The sequence below is a fragment of the Streptomyces griseocarneus genome, from assembly GCF_014655595.1.
Classification (GTDB): Bacteria; Actinomycetota; Actinomycetes; order Streptomycetales; family Streptomycetaceae; genus Streptomyces; species Streptomyces griseocarneus.
In genome coordinates, this window is record NZ_BNBL01000012.1 from 168,246 (window position 1) to 185,357 (window position 17,112).

General features: G+C 73.5%; 15 protein-coding genes. 11 read left to right on the forward strand and 4 right to left on the reverse strand.

Features of this window, described 5'->3' with window-relative positions:
• The first annotated feature begins 212 nt into the window (after window positions 1–212).
• Complete coding sequence (locus IE295_RS27115; RefSeq protein WP_190066388.1) at window positions 213–1,001, forward strand: hypothetical protein; 789 nt, start codon at window positions 213–215, stop codon at window positions 999–1,001.
• An 8-nt stretch (window positions 1,002–1,009) separates the two neighbouring features.
• Here the strand turns inward: IE295_RS27115 and IE295_RS27120 are convergent, their stop codons facing one another.
• Window positions 1,010–2,371, reverse strand: a complete 1,362-nt coding sequence (locus tag IE295_RS27120) for a hypothetical protein (RefSeq protein ID WP_190066389.1) — start codon at window positions 2,369–2,371, stop codon at window positions 1,010–1,012.
• 57 nt (window positions 2,372–2,428) lie between these two features.
• On the opposite strand from IE295_RS27120, the gene IE295_RS27125 reads away from it, so the two are divergent.
• From IE295_RS27125 to glmM, 4 genes are all read left to right on the forward strand, one after another.
• Window positions 2,429–4,057 carry an ABC-F family ATP-binding cassette domain-containing protein gene (locus IE295_RS27125; RefSeq protein WP_190066390.1) on the forward strand — a complete coding sequence of 543 codons (1,629 nt, stop codon included), beginning with the start codon at window positions 2,429–2,431 and terminating at the stop codon, window positions 4,055–4,057.
• Between the two features lie 273 nt (window positions 4,058–4,330).
• Complete coding sequence (gene rplM, locus IE295_RS27130) at window positions 4,331–4,777, forward strand: 50S ribosomal protein L13 (protein WP_086569066.1); 447 nt, start codon at window positions 4,331–4,333, stop codon at window positions 4,775–4,777.
• Window positions 4,778–4,816: 39 nt separating this feature from the next.
• Window positions 4,817–5,320 (forward strand): 30S ribosomal protein S9, encoded by a 504-nt coding sequence (rpsI, locus tag IE295_RS27135; protein ID WP_106681042.1) that lies wholly within the window; start codon window positions 4,817–4,819, stop codon window positions 5,318–5,320.
• Window positions 5,321–5,462: 142 nt separating this feature from the next.
• The gene (gene glmM, locus IE295_RS27140) at window positions 5,463–6,821 is read left to right on the forward strand and encodes a phosphoglucosamine mutase (RefSeq protein ID WP_190066391.1); all 1,359 of its coding nucleotides are present in this window, start codon (window positions 5,463–5,465) and stop codon (window positions 6,819–6,821) included.
• Window positions 6,822–6,876: 55 nt separating this feature from the next.
• Here glmM and coaA read toward each other — a convergent pair whose 3' ends face one another.
• Window positions 6,877–7,857: a type I pantothenate kinase gene (gene coaA, locus IE295_RS27145; RefSeq protein WP_190066392.1), complete on the reverse strand. Its 981-nt coding sequence runs from the start codon at window positions 7,855–7,857 to the stop codon at window positions 6,877–6,879.
• Between the two features lie 191 nt (window positions 7,858–8,048).
• Here coaA and IE295_RS27150 point away from each other — a divergent pair, with 191 nt between their 5' ends.
• The 3 genes from IE295_RS27150 to IE295_RS27160 are packed head-to-tail and all read left to right on the forward strand — an operon-like array spanning window position 8,049 to window position 10,587.
• Entirely contained in the window at window positions 8,049–8,336 is a 288-nt protein-coding gene (locus IE295_RS27150) for a hypothetical protein (protein ID WP_190066429.1), read from the forward strand.
• A gap of 38 nt (window positions 8,337–8,374) precedes the next feature.
• A complete protein-coding gene (gene glmS / locus IE295_RS27155; RefSeq protein ID WP_190066393.1) occupies window positions 8,375–10,222 on the forward strand; it encodes a glutamine--fructose-6-phosphate transaminase (isomerizing) in 1,848 nt (615 codons plus the stop codon).
• On the forward strand, window positions 10,219–10,587 hold the full coding sequence (locus IE295_RS27160) for a holo-ACP synthase (protein WP_190066394.1): 369 nt from the start codon (window positions 10,219–10,221) through the stop codon (window positions 10,585–10,587). The genes glmS and IE295_RS27160 overlap by 4 nt, the downstream gene beginning before the upstream one ends.
• Before the next feature lie 38 nt (window positions 10,588–10,625).
• Here IE295_RS27160 and IE295_RS27165 read toward each other — a convergent pair whose 3' ends face one another.
• Window positions 10,626–11,285, reverse strand: coding sequence for a response regulator (locus IE295_RS27165; protein WP_190066395.1), 660 nt, complete (start codon window positions 11,283–11,285; stop codon window positions 10,626–10,628).
• Window positions 11,286–11,324: 39 nt separating this feature from the next.
• A complete protein-coding gene (locus IE295_RS27170) occupies window positions 11,325–12,503 on the reverse strand; it encodes a sensor histidine kinase (protein ID WP_190066396.1) in 1,179 nt (392 codons plus the stop codon).
• Window positions 12,504–12,673: 170 nt separating this feature from the next.
• Between IE295_RS27170 and IE295_RS27175 the strand changes: the two genes are divergently transcribed.
• From IE295_RS27175 to IE295_RS27185, 3 genes are all read left to right on the forward strand, one after another.
• A complete protein-coding gene (locus tag IE295_RS27175; protein WP_190066397.1) occupies window positions 12,674–12,901 on the forward strand; it encodes a hypothetical protein in 228 nt (75 codons plus the stop codon).
• A 106-nt stretch (window positions 12,902–13,007) separates the two neighbouring features.
• On the forward strand, window positions 13,008–13,943 hold the full coding sequence (locus IE295_RS27180; RefSeq protein ID WP_190066398.1) for a MerR family transcriptional regulator: 936 nt from the start codon (window positions 13,008–13,010) through the stop codon (window positions 13,941–13,943).
• A 73-nt stretch (window positions 13,944–14,016) separates the two neighbouring features.
• Window positions 14,017–17,103 carry a serine protease gene (locus IE295_RS27185; RefSeq protein WP_190066399.1) on the forward strand — a complete coding sequence of 1,029 codons (3,087 nt, stop codon included), beginning with the start codon at window positions 14,017–14,019 and terminating at the stop codon, window positions 17,101–17,103.
• The last annotated feature ends 9 nt before the right edge of the window (window positions 17,104–17,112 follow it).

Below are 17,112 nucleotides of genomic sequence, written 5' to 3' on the forward strand. Positions count from 1 at the left end.
CCTTCCCCCGTGGCCTGGGTGATGTCCGGGTCGTCCCGTGCTGATCGGCCCGTTGGATTTTGTTGTGCGGTCCGATCCGCCGGTTAAGACCGTTGGGAGGGATTTCGGTTGCCTGCGCAGCCTACATTGTGGCTTGGGTCACGTCGCAAGAAGGTGTGAGGAGGACCGGCGCGGTGAGTGCTGGGAGGCGCGGAAGGGTGCGGAGGCGGTCGGTGGCGGCGGGTGCCGCCGTGGCCGCGGTGCTGGGGCTTACGGCCGGCTGTCAAGGCGGCGGGCCCGGCGCGGCGGTCGGCGGCGGGAGCGCCGAGACCGTCGAGGGCAAGGACGAGCCGCAGGTGGTGCGGGTGCGGGAGGCCGGCCGGCTCGGGCAGGTGGAGCTGGGGCCCGGGGAGGTGCCGGGCCTGGTGATCGAGCGGGGCTCCGCCGGGACCGCCGGGCACGGCCGCCCGGACACGGACCGGGAGGCCTGCCGTCCGCTGGTGGTCGCGCTGGGCTCGCAGCCGCAGCCCGCGCCGGTGGCGTCCGTCGTGGACACCTTCGCGGCGCCCGCCGGGGGCCGGGGCTCCCAGGGCCTGCTGGGCACGATCCGGGTCTCCGCCTATGAGGGCGACGGCGCGCGCAGAACGCTGGGCGAGCTGCGCGAGGCCGCGGCGGAGTGCGCGGACGGCTTCGGGATGACGACGGGCGAGGGCGAGCCGCAGCGGTTCGAGGCGGTACGGGTCCTGCCCGCGCCGGCGCTGGGCGACGAGGCCATGGCGTACCGCCTGGTCAACGCGGCCGAGCGGGCGCCGAGCCTGGTCACGGTCGTCCGCAGCGGGAACACCCTGTCGATGTTCTTCGCCACCAACCTGGCCGACCCCGGGGGCGTGGAGGTCCCGGAGCGGCTGGTGGCCGCGCAGGTCGCGAAGGTGGAGCGGCCGGCCGTGGCGCCGACCGCGCACCCCCGCCTCGCCGAGGCGGGCGAGGCGGGCGCCGGCGACGGCGGCGAGGCGGCGGAGTAGCGGGGCGGTCAGCTCTCCTCCTTCTTGGGGGAGGCCGACCCGGACGGCGAGCCGGAGGGGCTCGCCGGCGCCGAGGGCTTCGCCGACGCGGCGGCGGACGGCTTGCCCGCGGCGGTCGCCTGGGCGTTGGCGCGGGCCATGATGCGGCGGAAGGTGTAGCCCGAGACGTCGCGGCCGGCCTGGAGGGCCTTGGTGTCGTCGGAGGGCACGGCCTCGCCGTTGGTGTAGCCGGCGACGGTGAAGTAGGCGTAGCGGCCCTCGGCGTTCGCCGTCAGCCGGCAGGCGGTGTTGCGGCAGAAGGTGGGCGCGTCGCCGCCGGTGAGGGACTCGATGTTGCCGGTGGACTGGGCCTTGGCCTTGTCGGCGGCGGCCTTGTCGTCGAACACGGCGACGCCGACGGTGACCGCGACGCCGTCCCGTACGTACGTGGCGCGCAGCACCTTGCGGCAGCCGGTGTCCTTGAGGACCTGGCCGAGGCCGTTCTGGGCGGCCGAGTCGCAGTCGGTGGTGGTGGCCGTGTCGACGCGCTTGTAGACGCGCTTGTCGAGGCTGGGCCGGGAGTGCGGGAAGAGCGTCTTGGTGGTGAGCGGCGCCTTGTCCTTGTCCTGGCTGGCGATGAACTCACGGGGGTTGGGCGGGGCCACCGGGGAGAAGGTGGGCTCGGCGCTCGCCGAGGGGCCGGGGTGCTTGTCGGCGACCGGCTTGCTCTTGTCGCCCTTGTCCGACAGGACCACGGCGGTGGCCACGACGGCGGCGAGCACCGCGGCGGCCAGCACGCCGCCGCCGATCATCAGCACCTTGCGGCGCCGGCCGCGGGCGGCGGTGGCCTCGGCGAGGTGGTTCCAGTCCGGGGCCTGGCCGCCGGCGCCGGGTATCTGGTGGGGCGCGCCGCCGCCGCCGAAGGCCGGCGGCTGGGGCTGGGGCTGCGGCTGGTGCGGGGGCTGGGCTGCGGCTTGGGGCTGGGGCTGCAGCTGGGGCTGCTGGGCCTGCTGGGCCTGTCCCCAGGCCGACCGGGGGTCGGGGGTCTGCCCGGGCGCGGGCTGCTGCGGCTGCCAGGCGGGCAGGGGGGCGCCGCCGCCCTGCGGTGCGGCGGGAGGCTGCGGTGCGGGGGCGGGTGCGGGCGCGGGCGCGGGTGCCGGGGCCGCCGGGGCCTGCGGCTGGGGGGCCTGCGGAGCCTGAGGCTGTGGCGCCTGGGGCTGCTGAGGCTGCTGAGGCTGCTGCGGCCCCTGGGACTCCGGGCCCTGCCCGGCCGGGGCCGGTGCGGCCCCCGGTGCGGCCGGCTGCGGCGGCGGGGGCGGCGGCCCCCACGGCGGCGTGGACGGCTGCGACTCCCCCGGGGGCCCGTACGGCCCTGCCTGCCCGAAACTCATGGCGTGCATCGTAAACCGGTTGGTCAAGGGCCCCCGGCACCGGAGAGAATCCCCCTCATGGGACATGTGGAAGCGGCACACCTCGAGTACCAGCTCCCGGACGGCAGGACGCTGCTCGGCGATGTGTCGTTCCGGGTCGGGGAGGGCGCCTCGGTGGCCCTCGTCGGGGCCAACGGCGCGGGCAAGACCACGCTGCTGCGGCTGATCTCCGGCGAGCTCCAGCCGCACGGCGGCACCGTGACGGTCACCGGCGGCCTCGGCGTGATGCCGCAGTTCGTGGGGTCCGTACGGGACGACCGTACGGTCCGTGACCTGCTGGTCTCCGTGGCCCACCCGCGCATCCGCGAGGCGGCCCGGGCGGTCGACGCGGCCGAGCTCGCGATCATGGAGCGGGACGACGAGGCCGCGCAGATGGCCTACGCCCAGGCGCTCTCCGACTGGGCCGAGGCCCGCGGCTACGAGGCCGAGACCACGTGGGACATGTGCACCGCGGCCGCGCTCGGCGTCCCGTACGACAAGGCCCAGTGGCGCCAGGTGCGCACCCTCTCCGGCGGCGAGCAGAAGCGCCTGGTGCTCGAGTCGCTGCTGCGCGGCACCGACGAGGTGCTGCTGCTGGACGAGCCGGACAACTACCTCGACGTCCCCGGCAAGCGCTGGCTGGAGGAGAAGCTGCGCGAGACGAAGAAGACCGTGCTCTTCGTCTCCCACGACCGCGAGCTGCTGGCCCGGTCCGCCGAGAAGATCATCAGTGTCGAGCCGGGCCCGGCGGGCAGCGACGTGTGGGTGCACGGCGGCGGCTTCGGCACGTACCACCAGGCCCGCAAGGACCGGTTCGCGCGCTTCGAGGAGCTGCGCAAGCGCTGGGACGAGAAGCACGCCCAGCTGAAGAAGCTGGTGATCAACCTCCGGCAGGCCGCCGCGGTCAGCCACGACATGGCCTCCCGCTACGCCGCCGCCCAGACCCGGCTGCGCAAGTTCGAGGAGGCGGGCCCGCCCCCGGAGCCGCCGCGCGAGCAGGACATCCGGATGCGGCTGCGCGGCGGCCGTACCGGCGTCCGCGCCCTGACCTGCGCGAACCTCGAGCTCACCGGCCTGATGAAGCCGTTCGACCTGGAGGTCTTCTACGGCGAGCGGGTCGCGGTGCTGGGCTCGAACGGCTCCGGGAAGTCGCACTTCCTGCGCCTGCTCGCCGGGGACGCCGGGAACCCGGTGGCGCACACGGGGACGTGGAAGCTGGGCGCGCGCGTCGTGCCCGGGCACTTCGCGCAGACCCACGCCCACCCGGAGCTCATCGGGCGCACCCTGGCCGACATCCTGTGGACCGAGCACGCCCGGGACCGCGGCCAGGCCATGTCCGCGCTGCGCCGCTACGAGCTGGAGAAGCAGGGCGACCAGCCCTTCGAGAAGCTGTCGGGCGGCCAGCAGGCGCGCTTCCAGATCCTGCTGCTCGAGCTGGCCGGGACGACGGCCCTGCTGCTGGACGAGCCGACGGACAACCTGGACCTGGAGAGCGCGGAGGCGCTGCAGGAGGGGCTGGAGGCGTACGAGGGGACGGTGCTGGCGGTGACGCACGACCGTTGGTTCGCTCGTTCGTTCGACCGCTTCCTGGTATTCGGTTCCGACGGGCATGTGAGGGAGGTCTCGGAGGCCGTCTGGGACGAGGCGAGGGTCGTGCGGAAGCGCTGAGGGGCGCCTGGCGCGGGCCCGGGCCGGGGGGCGCCGCCCCGTCACCGGTGGGACCATGTGTTTTGACCCCGCCGGTACCGGCCCGGTACTCTACGAGTTCGTTATGCGTATTGGCTTGGTCGTTCTCACGCGAGGGGCCCTTACGCTTGTTCACCAGGCTGATCGCCGGTGGCCGGCACTCGGGTTGCGTCCCCGATGTGCGGCCAATGCCGTGTGATCGTCCCGTGTGGACCGTGTCAGGACCCACTCACTGAAGAAGCGAAGGCTACGACCGTGCGTACGTTCAGCCCCAAGCCCGGCGATGTCCAGCGCCAGTGGCACATCATCGACGCGCAGGACGTCGTCCTGGGCCGTCTGGCCTCTCAGGCCGCCTCCCTGCTGCGCGGCAAGCACAAGCCTGTGTACGCCCCGCACATGGACATGGGTGACTTCGTCGTCATCATCAACGCCGACAAGGTGCACCTGTCCGGCAACAAGAAGACCCAGAAGATGGCCTACCGCCACTCTGGCTTCCCGGGTGGTCTGCGCTCCGTCCGTTACGACGAGCTGCTCGACAAGAACCCTGAGAAGGCCGTCGAGAAGGCGATCAAGGGCATGCTGCCCAAGAACTCCCTCGGCCGTCAGATGCTCACGAAGCTGAAGGTCTACTCGGGCGACCAGCACCCGCACGCCGCCCAGCAGCCGCAGCCGTTCGAGATCACCCAGGTCAAGCAGGGCTAAGTCCCGGCCACCGCCGAACCAGAAAGTCTGAGGAGAATCGTGGCTGAGACCACCGCCGAGATGCCGGTCGAGGGCGTCGAGGAGTACACCACCGAGACCGAGGTCGTGGAGTCGGAGTACACCTCCGAGTCCCTCGCGTCCCGCTTCGGCGACCCGCAGCCGGCCGCCGGCCTGGGCCGTCGCAAGAACGCCATCGCCCGCGTCCGGATCGTTCCGGGCTCCGGCAAGTGGAAGATCAACGGTCGCACCCTTGAGGACTACTTCCCCAACAAGGTGCACCAGCAGGAAGTCAACGAGCCCTTCAAGGTGCTCGAGCTCGACGACCGCTACGACGTCATCGCCCGCATCTCGGGTGGCGGCGTGTCCGGCCAGGCCGGCGCCCTGCGCCTCGGTGTGGCCCGCGCCCTGAACGAGGCGGACGTGGACAACAACCGCGGCCCGCTGAAGAAGGCCGGCTTCCTGAGCCGCGACGACCGTGCGGTCGAGCGCAAGAAGGCCGGTCTGAAGAAGGCCCGCAAGGCTCCGCAGTACAGCAAGCGCTAAATCCGCGCTTTGCAGCACTGCCCGAACGCCCCGGCGGCACGTTCCGTGCCCGCCGGGGCGTTCGGCCATTACCGGTCAGGACTTGGTACGTATGTTCGGGGCCTCGCGGCGTGGCCCCGCCCCGCTTTTTCGGAGGACACCAGTGGGACGACTCTTCGGTACGGACGGCGTGCGCGGTGTCGCCAACGCCGATCTGACGGCTGAGCTCGCGCTCGGCCTGTCGGTCGCGGCGGCGCACGTGCTCGCCGAGGCGGGTACGTTCGAGGGCCATCGGCCGGTGGCGGTGGTCGGGCGTGACCCGCGTGCGTCCGGGGAGTTCCTCGAGGCCGCCGTGGTCGCCGGGCTCGCCAGCGCGGGCGTGGACGTCCTGCGGGTGGGCGTGCTGCCGACCCCGGCCGTCGCCTACCTCACCGGCGTGCTCGGCGCCGACCTCGGCGTCATGCTCTCCGCCAGCCACAACGCCATGCCCGACAACGGCATCAAGTTCTTCGCCCGCGGCGGCCACAAGCTCGCCGACGAGCTCGAGGACCGCATCGAGGAGACCTACCGGGCCCACGCCTCCGGCGAGCCCTGGGACCGTCCCACCGGTGCCGGCGTCGGCCGCGTCCGCGACTACGACCAGGGCTTCGACAACTACGTCGCCCACCTGATCGGCGTCCTGCCCAACCGCCTCGACGGCGTCAAGGTCGTCATCGACGGCGCCCACGGCGCCGCGTCCCGCGTCTCGCCCGAGGCCTTCTCGCGCGCCGGCGCCGAGGTCGTCACCATCGGCACCGAGCCCGACGGCCTCAACATCAACCACGAGTGCGGCTCCACCCACCTGGACAAGCTGCGCGCCGCCGTCGTCGAGCACGGCGCCGACCTGGGCGTGGCCCACGACGGCGACGCCGACCGCTGCCTGGCCGTGGACGCCAAGGGCAACGAGGTCGACGGCGACCAGATCCTCGCCGTCCTGGCGCTCGCCATGCGCGAGGCGGACTCGCTGCGCAAGAACACCGTCGTCGCGACCGTGATGTCCAACCTGGGCTTCAAGCTGGCCATGGAGCGCGAGGGCGTCCAGCTCGTCCAGACGGCGGTCGGCGACCGCTACGTCCTGGAGGAGATGAAGGCGAACGGCTTCGCCCTGGGCGGCGAGCAGTCCGGCCACGTCATCGTCCTGGACCACGCCACGACCGGCGACGGCACCCTCACCGGCCTGATGCTGGCCGCCCGCGTCGCCGCCACCGGCCGCTCGCTGGCCGACCTGGCCGGCGTCATGGAGCGCCTGCCGCAGGTCCTGATCAACGTCCGTGACGTCGACAAGTCCCGGGTGGGCTCCTCCCAGGAGCTCGCCACGGCCGTCAACGCCGCCGAGCAGGAGCTGGGCTCCACCGGCCGCGTCCTGCTGCGCTCCTCCGGCACCGAGCCGCTCGTGCGGGTCATGGTCGAGGCCGCCGACATCGAGCAGGCGCGCGCCGTGGCGCAGCGCCTGGCCGACGTCGTGAAGTCCGCCCTGGGCTAGTCGCCCTCCGGCATCGCGCTCCCCGGGCTGCTGCCGGGGGAGCGCGGCGCCCGGGTCAGAGCTTCCGCAGCGACAGGCGCTGGACCTTGTGGTCGGGGCCCTTGCGCAGGATCAGGTTGGAGCGGCCGCGGGTGGGCGCCACGTTCTCCAGCAGGTTGGGCTTGTTGATGGTGCGCCAATTGCGCCGGGCGTAGTCCAGCGCCTCCTCCTCCGAGACCCGCGTGTAGCGCTGGAAGTAGGAGTCGGGGTTCTGGAACGCGGTGTCCCGCAGCTTCCGGAAGCGTTCGTAGTACCACCGCTCGATGTCCTCGGCGCGGGCGTCCACGTACACGCTGAAGTCGAAGAAGTCGGCGAGCGAGACGCGGGTGCGCCCGTCCTGGCCCGGCTGGGCCGGCTGCAGGACGTTGAGCCCCTCGATGATCAGGATGTCGGGGCGGTGCACGGTCAGCCGCTCGCCGGGCACGATGTCGTAGATCAGGTGGGAGTAGACCGGCGCGGAGACCTCGTCCTTGCCGGCCTTCACGTCCGCGACGAAGCGCGTCAGGGCCCGGCGGTCGTAGGACTCGGGGAATCCCTTCCGTGACATCAGGCCCTTGGCCTGCAGCTCGGCGTTGGGCAGCAGGAAGCCGTCCGTGGTGACCAGCTCGACGCGCGGGTGCTCGGGCCAGCGGGCCAGCAGGGCCCGCAGCAGGCGGGCCGTGGTCGACTTGCCCACCGCGACGCTGCCCGCGACGCCTATGACGAAGGGCGTGCCGCGCTGGGCCCCCTTCTCGCCCAGGAAGGTGTTGAGCGCCCCGCGCAGGCTGCCGGTGGCCCCCACGTAGAGGTTGAGCAGGCGCGACAGCGGCAGGTAGATGTCGCGGACCTCGTCCAGGTCGATGACGTCGCCGAGCCCGCGCAGGCGCTCGACCTCCTCGGCGGTCAGCGGCAGCGGGGTGTTCTCGCGCAGCGCGCTCCACTCCGCCCGGGTCAGGTCCACGAACGGTGAGGAGTCTGCGCGGCGCCTTTGCTGCGGCTGCTCAATGGTGGTCGGCACGGGCCCATTGTGCGCGGCGTACGCGGGAGGATCACTTCGGGGTGGTCCCGGGGCCCCGCGCGCGGGCAGTGACGGAAGGGATCGGAGGGGTACCAGTGGGTGAAGTTTCCCGCTGGGGTCTGTACTTACTTGCCGGTCAGGAATAGCGTCCAGCCTCCTGTCCGCACGCATCACGCGAGGAGCCCGGCTCCGTGTTCGTCTTCCTGCTCGTCCTCCGCCGCGTTCGCCTCGTCCGGCAGGGCGTACGGCGCCTCGTGCGCCGCGACGCGCCGTCCGCGCACACCGCCCCCGGCACGCGGGCCTCCCTCGCCGAACGGGTGCACGGCGACCTGGCCGCCGAGCTGCCCGACGAGGACCTCGGGCAGGACCTGGACGACTGCCTGGACCGCTACGTCCTCGGCAGCAAACCGCGCTGCGAGGAGGTCGAGTACCTGGAGCTCGTGCAGGAAGCCATCGACCGGATCGAGCGCGGGCGTTGACCCACGGGCGCCGACTCCCGGGCCGTACGCTGCACACCATGTGCGGAATCGTTGGCTATGTGGGAGGGCAGTGCGCCCTCGATGTCGTATTGGCAGGGCTGCGGCGCCTTGAGTACCGCGGCTACGACTCGGCCGGGGTGGCGGTCCTGGCCGACGGCGGGCTGGCGGCGGCGAAGAAGGCCGGCAAGCTCGCCAACCTGGAGAAGGAGCTGGCCGACCGGCCGCTCCCGTCCGGGCCGACGGCCATCGGGCACACCCGCTGGGCCACGCACGGCGGCCCGACGGACGCCAACGCCCACCCCCACCTCGACAACCCCGGCCGGGTGGCCGTCGTCCACAACGGCATCATCGAGAACTTCGCCGAGCTGCGCGCCGAGCTGGCCGGGCGGGGGCACGCGCTGACCTCCGAGACCGACACCGAGGTCGTCGCCCACCTGCTGTCCGAGGCCTTCTCGCCGTGCGGCGACCTCGCCGAGGCCATGCGGCAGGTCTGCCGCCGGCTCCAGGGCGCGTTCACGCTGGTGGCGGTGCACGCGGACGAGCCGGACGTGGTCGTCGGGGCGCGGCGCAACTCCCCGCTGGTGGTCGGCGTCGGCGACGGCGAGAACTTCCTCGCCTCCGACGTCGCCGCCTTCATCGCCCACACCCGCGAGGCGATCGAGCTCGGCCAGGACCAGGTCGTCGAGCTGCGGCGCGACGGCGTGACCGTCACCGACTTCGACGGCGCGCCCGCCGACGTGCGGACGTACCACGTGGACTGGGACGCCTCGGCCGCCGAGAAGGGCGGCTACGACTACTTCATGCTCAAGGAGATCGCCGAGCAGCCCAAGGCCGTGGCCGACACGCTGCTGGGACGCATCGACGCGGCGGGCTCGCTGACGCTGGACGAGGTGCGCATCCCCGACTCCGTGCTGCGGGAGGTCGACAAGGTCGTCATCGTCGCCTGCGGCACGGCCTACCACGCCGGCCTGATCGCCAAGTACGCCATCGAGCACTGGACGCGCATCCCCTGCGAGACGGAGCTGGCGAGCGAGTTCCGCTACCGCGACCCGATCCTCGACCAGCGCACGCTCGTCATCGCCGTCAGCCAGTCCGGCGAGACCATGGACACCCTCATGGCGCTGCGGCACGCCCGCGAGCAGGGCGCGAAGGTGCTGGCCATCTGCAACACGAACGGCTCGACGATCCCCCGCGAGTCGGACGCCGTGCTCTACACCCACGCCGGTCCCGAGGTCGCGGTCGCCTCGACGAAGGCGTTCCTGACCCAGCTGGTGGCCTGCTACCTGGTGGCGCTGTACCTGGGCCAGGTGCGGGGCACCAAGTGGGGCGACGAGGTGCGCGGCGTGGTCCGCGAGCTGTCGGTGATCGGCGCCCAGGTGGAGGAGGTGCTCGAGACCATGGAGCCGGTGCGCGAGCTGGCCCGCTCCCTGGCCGACAAGAACACCGTGCTGTTCCTGGGCCGCCACGTGGGCTACCCGGTGGCCCTGGAGGGCGCCCTCAAGCTCAAGGAGCTCGCCTACATGCACGCGGAGGGGTTCGCGGCCGGCGAGCTCAAGCACGGGCCGATCGCGCTGATCGAGAAGGACGTGCCGGTGGTGGTGGTCGTCCCCTCGCCGCGCGGGCGCTCGGTCCTGCACGACAAGATCGTCTCCAACATCCAGGAGATCCGGGCGCGCGGTGCCCGCACCATCGTGATCGCGGAACGGGGCGACGAGGCGGTGCGCCCCTACGCCGACCACCTGGTGGAGATCCCGGCGACCCCCGTGCTGCTGCAGCCGCTGGTCGCCACCGTGCCGCTGCAGGTCTTCGCGTGCGAGCTGGCGACGGCCCGGGGCAACGAGGTCGACCAGCCGCGCAACCTCGCCAAGTCGGTGACGGTCGAATGATCGTCGGAGTGGGGATCGACGTCGCCGAGATCGAGCGGTTCGACGCGGCGCTGCGGCGCACGCCCGCCATGGCGGGCCGGCTGTTCGTGGAGCGCGAGCTGTACCTGCCCACCGGCGAGCGGCGGGGCATCGCCTCGCTGGCCGCCCGCTTCGCCGCGAAGGAGGCGCTGGCCAAGGCCCTGGGCGCGCCCGGCGGGCTGCTGTGGACGGACGCGGAGATCGTCACGGAGGGCAGCGGCCAGCCGAGGCTGGTGGTCACCGGGACGGTGGCGGCACGCGCCGAGGCGCTGGGGGTGACCTCCTGGCACGTCTCGCTGAGCCACGACGCGGGGGTGGCCTCGGCGGTGGTGATCGCGGAGAAGTAGCCGGGCGGTTCCCCGGAATGGTGGGTTCCGCCGGTCCCTCACACCTCCCCGGCGTCGTGGACCAGCAGCGCGATCTGCACCCGGTTGTTCAGGCCGAGCTTGGTGAGGATGCGCGAGACGTGCGTCTTGACCGTGGGCACGGACATGTACAGCTCCGCCGCGATCTCGGCGTTCGCCTTGCCGCGCCCCACGGCGGTGGCGACCTCGCGCTCCCGCTCGCCCAGGACGGCCAGCCGCTCGCGGGCCGTCTCGGCCCGCGAGCGCAGGTGCGCGTCGCCGCCGGACACCTGGGCGATGAGCTGCTGCGTCACGGCCGGGGACAGCACGGGCTCGCCGGCCGCCACCTTCCGCACCGCCTCCACGATCTCCCGCGGCGGGGTGTCCTTGAGGACGAACCCGGCGGCGCCCGCGCGCAGGGCGCGCAGCACGTGCTCGTCGGTGTTGAACGTGGTCAGCACGATCACCTCGGGCGGCTCGGGCCGCCGGCGCAGCGCCTCGGTGGCGGCCAGCCCGTCCGTGCCCGGCATCCGGATGTCCATCAGCACGACGCCGGGGGAGTGCGCCGCGACCAGGGGCCCCACCTCGCCGCCGTCGGCGGCCTCGGCGACCACCTCGATGTCCGGCGCGCCGCCGAGCATCAGGCGCAGCCCGGCCCGTACCAGCGGGTCGTCGTCGACGAGGAGCACGCGGATGCTCACGGTGGGAGCCTCACAATCCGGGGTCGTGGGGTCAGTGGCTCATCCGGCCGGCGGTGGTCCGCCGGTCGCGTCCGCGGGCCAGGGTAGCCAGGCGGCCAGCCGGAAGTCCGCCCCGTCCCGGTCGTGCTCGAGCCGCCCGCCGGCCAGCGCGGCCCGCTCCCCGAGCCCGATGAGTCCCTGCCCGGCCCCGGGAATGGCCGGCTCGCCCGCCGCGGCGTCCGGCAGGGCGTTGCGCACCTCGATGCCGAGCCCGGCTCCCGGCCCGCCGGAGACCTTCACGCGCACGGGGGCGTCGGGGGCGTGCTTGCGGGCGTTGGTGAGGGCCTCCTGGACGATGCGGTAGGCGGTGCGCCCCAGGGCGGCCGGGGCCGCCGCGGTCTCCGCCTCGCCGGGCGGCTCGTAGGCGATCCGCGCGCCCGTCTCTTCCGCCTCCTCCACCAGCCGGGCCACGTCGCGCAGCGTCGGCTGCGGCCGCCCGTCGCCCACGGGCGCGCGCAGCACCCCGATGACCTCGCGCAGGTCCTGCAGCGCCTGGTGGGCGCTGTCGCGGATCACTCCGGCCGCCCGCTGGACCTCCGCCGGCGGGGCCCCGGGGTTGAACTCCAGCGCCCCCGCGTGCACGCTCAGCAGCGACAGCCGGTGCGCGAGCACGTCGTGCATCTCCCGCGCGATCTCCTCGCGGGCCCGCTGGGTCGCCCGTGCCGCCCGCAGGGCCGACCCGGCCTCCGCCAGCTCGGCCCGCTCCCGCAGCGAGTCGATCAGCTGGTGCCGCGAGCGCCGGAACAGCCCCCATCCGATGGCGCCGGCGAGCAGCGCGAAGTAGGTGAGCGCCGCGCCGGCCCGGTCCTGGTCCGTCTCCGGCAGCTCGTGGAGGAACACCGGCAGGGGGGCGAAGGCGAGCGCGGCGACCCACGCGGTGACGCGCCACGGCCGGCCGGCGGCGACGGTGAACACCGCGACCAGGGCAGGTCCTGTCATGTAGTGCGCCACGGTCCCGGCCACCAGCAGCGTCACGGCCAGCTGCACCGGCCACCGCCGCCGCAGGAACACGGCCGCGCACCCGAGCCCGCCCGCCACCTGGTCGGCGACCTGCCAGCCCGGCCCCATGTCCTGCGGCACCGGGATCGACCGCGAGGTGATCGCGGCGAAGCAGGCGGCGAAGAGGATCAGCCCGATGTCGGCGGCCCAGTCCCTGCGGGTTCGGTGAATGCGGTGCATGACGGACGAATCTACGGTCCGCACGCGTCCGCCGGACCGCCGCCGGGGCGGGCCGATACCTCCGGACGACCGGCGGCCGGGCAGCCCGATACTTTGGTCGGCCCAACGGCCGGCGGACCGGCTACCGACGGCCGATGCCGGGCACGGCCCGGAGTTCCTACCGTCGAGTCATGAAGAATCCCCTCAAGAACCTGCTGGGCATCGTCAGCTTCGTCCTGATCGTCGGCGGCATCAGCGGCCTGCTCCACGAATGGCTCGGCTGGTTCCGCCTCTTCGGCTTCCTGCGCTTCCTCGCGCCCGGCGGCTACGAGGTCTACAGCTACGTCGTGATGATCGCCCTGGGCGTCGCGGTGGGCGCGGCGAGCGACGCCGTGGGCCGGGAGCGGGAGCGGTCGTAAGGCCGGGCGGCCGGCCCGCACGGGGGTGGGGCCGGCCGCCGGTCCGGGCGCGGGCCCGCGCCTACGCTTTGACTCTCCAGCGACGGGAGACACCAAGGTGACGGGCATGGACGGCGACACCCCTCTGCACTCCATCGGCGAGCTGGCCCGTCTGACCGGGCTCACGGTCAAGACGATCCGGTTCTGGTCCGATGAGGGCGTGGTGCCGCCGGCCGACCGTACGCCCGCGGGCTACCGGCTCTACGGGCAGGACGCCCTGGCCCGGCTCGGCCTCGTCCGTACGCTGCGCGACCTCGGGGTCGGCCTCGCGACGATCCAGCGCGTGCTGGAGCGCGAGGTGACCGTCGCCGAGGTCGCCGCGGTGCACGCCGAGGCGCTGGAGACGCAGATCCGCACGTTGCGGCTGCGCCAGGCCGTCCTCCGAGCCGTGGCCGGACGCGGGTCCACACCGGAGGAGATGGAACTCATGCACACCCTCGCCCACCTGACCGATCAGGAACGCCGCCGCCTGATCCACGACTTCATCGACAGTGCCTTCGAGGGCCTGGACGTCGACCCCGGCTTCCTGGCCACCTTGCGCGACGCCATGCCGGTCCTGCCCGACGACCCGGCGCCGGAGCAGGTCGACGCCTGGGTGGAACTCGCCGGACTCGTCCAGGACGAGGAGTTCCGCGCCGGCATGCGCCGCGCCGCCGTGGACCAGATCCGGGCGCGGGCCGAGGCCGGGCCGCCGGAGCCGGACGAGGCGCGGCGGCTGGCGGACCTGATCCGCGAGCGGACCGCCGAGGCGCGGGCGGCCGGGATCGCGCCGGACGCCCAGGAGGCGCGGCCGCTCGTCGCCGAGCTGGTGCGGCAGTGCGCGGAGCTGGCCGGGCGCGAGGACGGCCCGGAGTTCCGGGAGTGGCTGCTGGAGCGGCTCGAGATCGGCAACGATTCCCGGTACGAGCGCTACTGGCGGCTCCTCGCCGTCATCAACGGCTGGCCCGCGCCGGACATGGGCCCGGCCCTCGAGTGGCTGATCGCCGGCCTGCGCGCCGGCTGAGGCGATCCCCCCGCCCCCGCCGTCCTGCTGTCGTATCGTCAGGTGGGACGGCGGAGACGGAGGGGGCGACGGCGTGCACCCGGCAAGGGAACGCATTGCGGCGGTATTCGGGCGGACCCAGGGCAGCGGATATCTGCTGGCGCCGAACCTCGTCCTCACCGCCGCGCACGTCGTCGGCGACTGCGAGGCGCCGGCGGTGATCGTCCCCGGCGGGACCGGCAAGGTGCGCTGCCGGGTGGCGTGGGCGCGCGACGACAACCGCCGCTGCGACGTGGCCCTGCTCGTCGCCGAGCGGGACGTGGTCACCGAGGAGGCGGCCGCGGCGTTCGAGCCGCTGGTCTGGGGGCGCGCCTACGACCTGCGGGCCTGGCCCGGCGCGCAGGCCATCGGATACCCGCACGTCCAGCGGGACACCGCCGGTGACCTCGACACCGAGCAGGTCGTCGGCGCGCTCAAGCCCGGCAGCAATCTCCTGAGCGGCCGGCACGTCCTCGACAGCGACCACGGCGCGCCGCTGCCGCCCGCCGGCGGCGGCTCGCCGTGGGCCGGGATGTCGGGGGCCGCCGTCTTCGTGGACGGACTGCTCGCCGGGGTCGTCTGCGCCGACCCGGGCGGGTGGCGGCACGGGCGGCTGACGGTCACGCCGTCGGAGACGCTGTGGCAGGAGTTCCGCTTCCTGCAGGAGTGCCTGCTCGCGGGGCACAAGCCGGAATCGCGCTCGCTCGCCTCGCCCCGGCAGCTCGAGGTGGAGGCGTTCGAGCGGCGGTTACGCGACTACATCGTGGGCAAGTCCGGCGAGCTGACCATCATCGGGCTGACGCTCGACGACGGTGAGGGGGAGACCTGGCCGCTGGATGCCGCGTACCTCAGCCTCGAGCTGTCGGGCGGCGGCCGGGCCATGGCCGCGGAGGGCTTCGAACTGCCCGGCGGCGGCCCGACGGCCCGTTCCGTGCCCTCGCCCAAGCGGGCGGAGGAGGCGCTGTCCGGGCACAAGCGGGTGCTGCTGCGGGGCGCGGCGGGCTCGGGCAAGACCACGCTCCTGCAGTGGCTCGCCACGATAACCGCCCGGGGCGAACTGCCCCCGGGCCTGGGCCACCTGAGCGGGTGCATGCCGCTGACCCTGCCCCTGCGGACCCTCATCCGGCGCGGCGAACTCCCGCAGCCCGAGGAGTTCCTCGCGGCCGCGGCCGGCCCGCTGGCCGGGCTGCCCGCCGCCCGCGGCTGGGCCACCCAGCGGCTGACCGAGGGCACGGCCCTGCTGCTGATCGACGGCGTGGACGAGGTCCCCGAGGCCGACCGCCGCCGCACGCTGACCTGGGTCAAGGACCTGCTGGCGGCGTATCCCGAGGCCCGCTACGTCATCACCACCCGGCCCTCCGCCGTGCGCGAGGGCTGGCTGGCCGACGCCGGCTTCACGGAGCTGGAGCTGCTGCCGATGAGCCGCGGCGACGTCCTGGACTTCATCGACCGCTGGCACGACGCGGCGGGCCTGCGGCACGACGAGCGGCTGCGGGCCTTCCGCGACGCGCTGTCGGCGGCCGTCGTCGCCAAGCGCGACCTGGGGCGGCTGGCCACCAACCCCCTGATGTGCGCGCTGATCTGCGCGCTCAACCGCTCCCGCCGCGGCTACCTGCCGCACGGCCGCATGGAGCTGTACCGCGCCGCGCTGGACCTGCTCCTGATCCGGCGGGACCGGGAGCGCGAGATCGCCGTCGGCCTGGAGGGGCCCGAGCTGGAGCAGGCGCAGACCGCGCTGCTCCAGAAGATCGCCTACTGGCTGATCAGGAACGGCCGCTCGGAGATCGAGTGGCACAAGGCCGTGGAGATCCTGGAGCGGGCGCTGCCGGCGATGCCGGCGGTGGCGGCCCGGGGGAGCGCCGAGGAGATACTGCGGCACCTCGTGGTGCGCAGCGGGCTGCTGCGGCAGCCGACGAGCGAGACCCTGGACTTCGTCCACCGCACCTTCCAGGACTACCTGGGCGCCCAGGCGGCCGTGGACGACTGGGACTTCGACCTGCTGGTCAACCACGCCCACGACGACCAGTGGGAGGACGTCCTGCGCATGGCGGTCGGGCACGCGCCGCCGCGGGCACGGGCGGAGCTGCTGCGGATGCTGCTGGAACGCGGGCAGAAGGAGGAGGCCCACCGGGCCCGCCTGCACCTGCTGGCCGCGGCCTGCCTCGAACACGCCACCGAGGTCGACTGGGAGGTGCGCACCCGCGTCGAGAAGGCGGCGGCCGCGCTGGTGCCGCCGCGCGACCTGGAGTGCGCGAAGGAGCTCGCGGCGGTGGGCCCGGTGGTGCTGGACCTCCTGCCGGGCCCGGAGGGCCTGCCGGACGAGGTCGCCCACGCGGTGGTCGTCGCGGCGACCACGGTGGCGGACGACCAGGCCATCCCCCTGCTGGCGCGGTACGTGGACCACCCGTCGCTGGAGGTCCGGGCCCAGCTGGCGTGGGCCTGGGACCGTTTCGACACGCAGGGGTACGCGGAGGCGGTGATCGGGAGGCTGGCGCACGAGAACGCCGGCGAGGGCGCGCTGCACTTCGTGGTGAAGTCCGGCGAGCACGTCACCGCGCTCAAGCGGCTCGGGGGCCGGCCCTTGGTGCAGATCCATGGTCCGCTGACCGCCGAGGACCTCGCCGACCTCGACACTCCGGTGCTGACGGACCTCATCGTGCGCTCGTTCGGTTTACTGGAGGAGCTGCCGCTGCCGCCCGGTCTGACGTCTCTGTACGTGGGTCAGGACGCCGGTGGTGTCCGGCTGGCGGGCCTGAGTCACCACCCGTGTCTGGAGTCGGTCATCCTCGATTGTCCGGCCCCAGACCTGCGGCAGTACGGCCTGCAGACGCTTCCCCGGCTGCAGGATCTGGGCTGGCACGGGGCGGATCTGACCTCGCTGGCGCAGGTGCGGCCAATGGCCCGCGTGCGGGGGCTCCATCTGCTTGAGCCCACCGGCCTCGCGGGGCTGGCCCTTCTTCGGCAGACTTTCCCAGGGCTCGAACAATTGATCGTCCTTGGTGGTAGGGCCGACAGCGAGCCGCTCGACCTGGCGCACCTGCAGGGCTTCCCACCGCTCGAACTGGTCATCCGCTACGCGGGGCCCGTCCTCAACCGCGATCTGCTCGGCGACGGCTGGAACCTGGACATCGCAACTACCTGACCGCCGCCC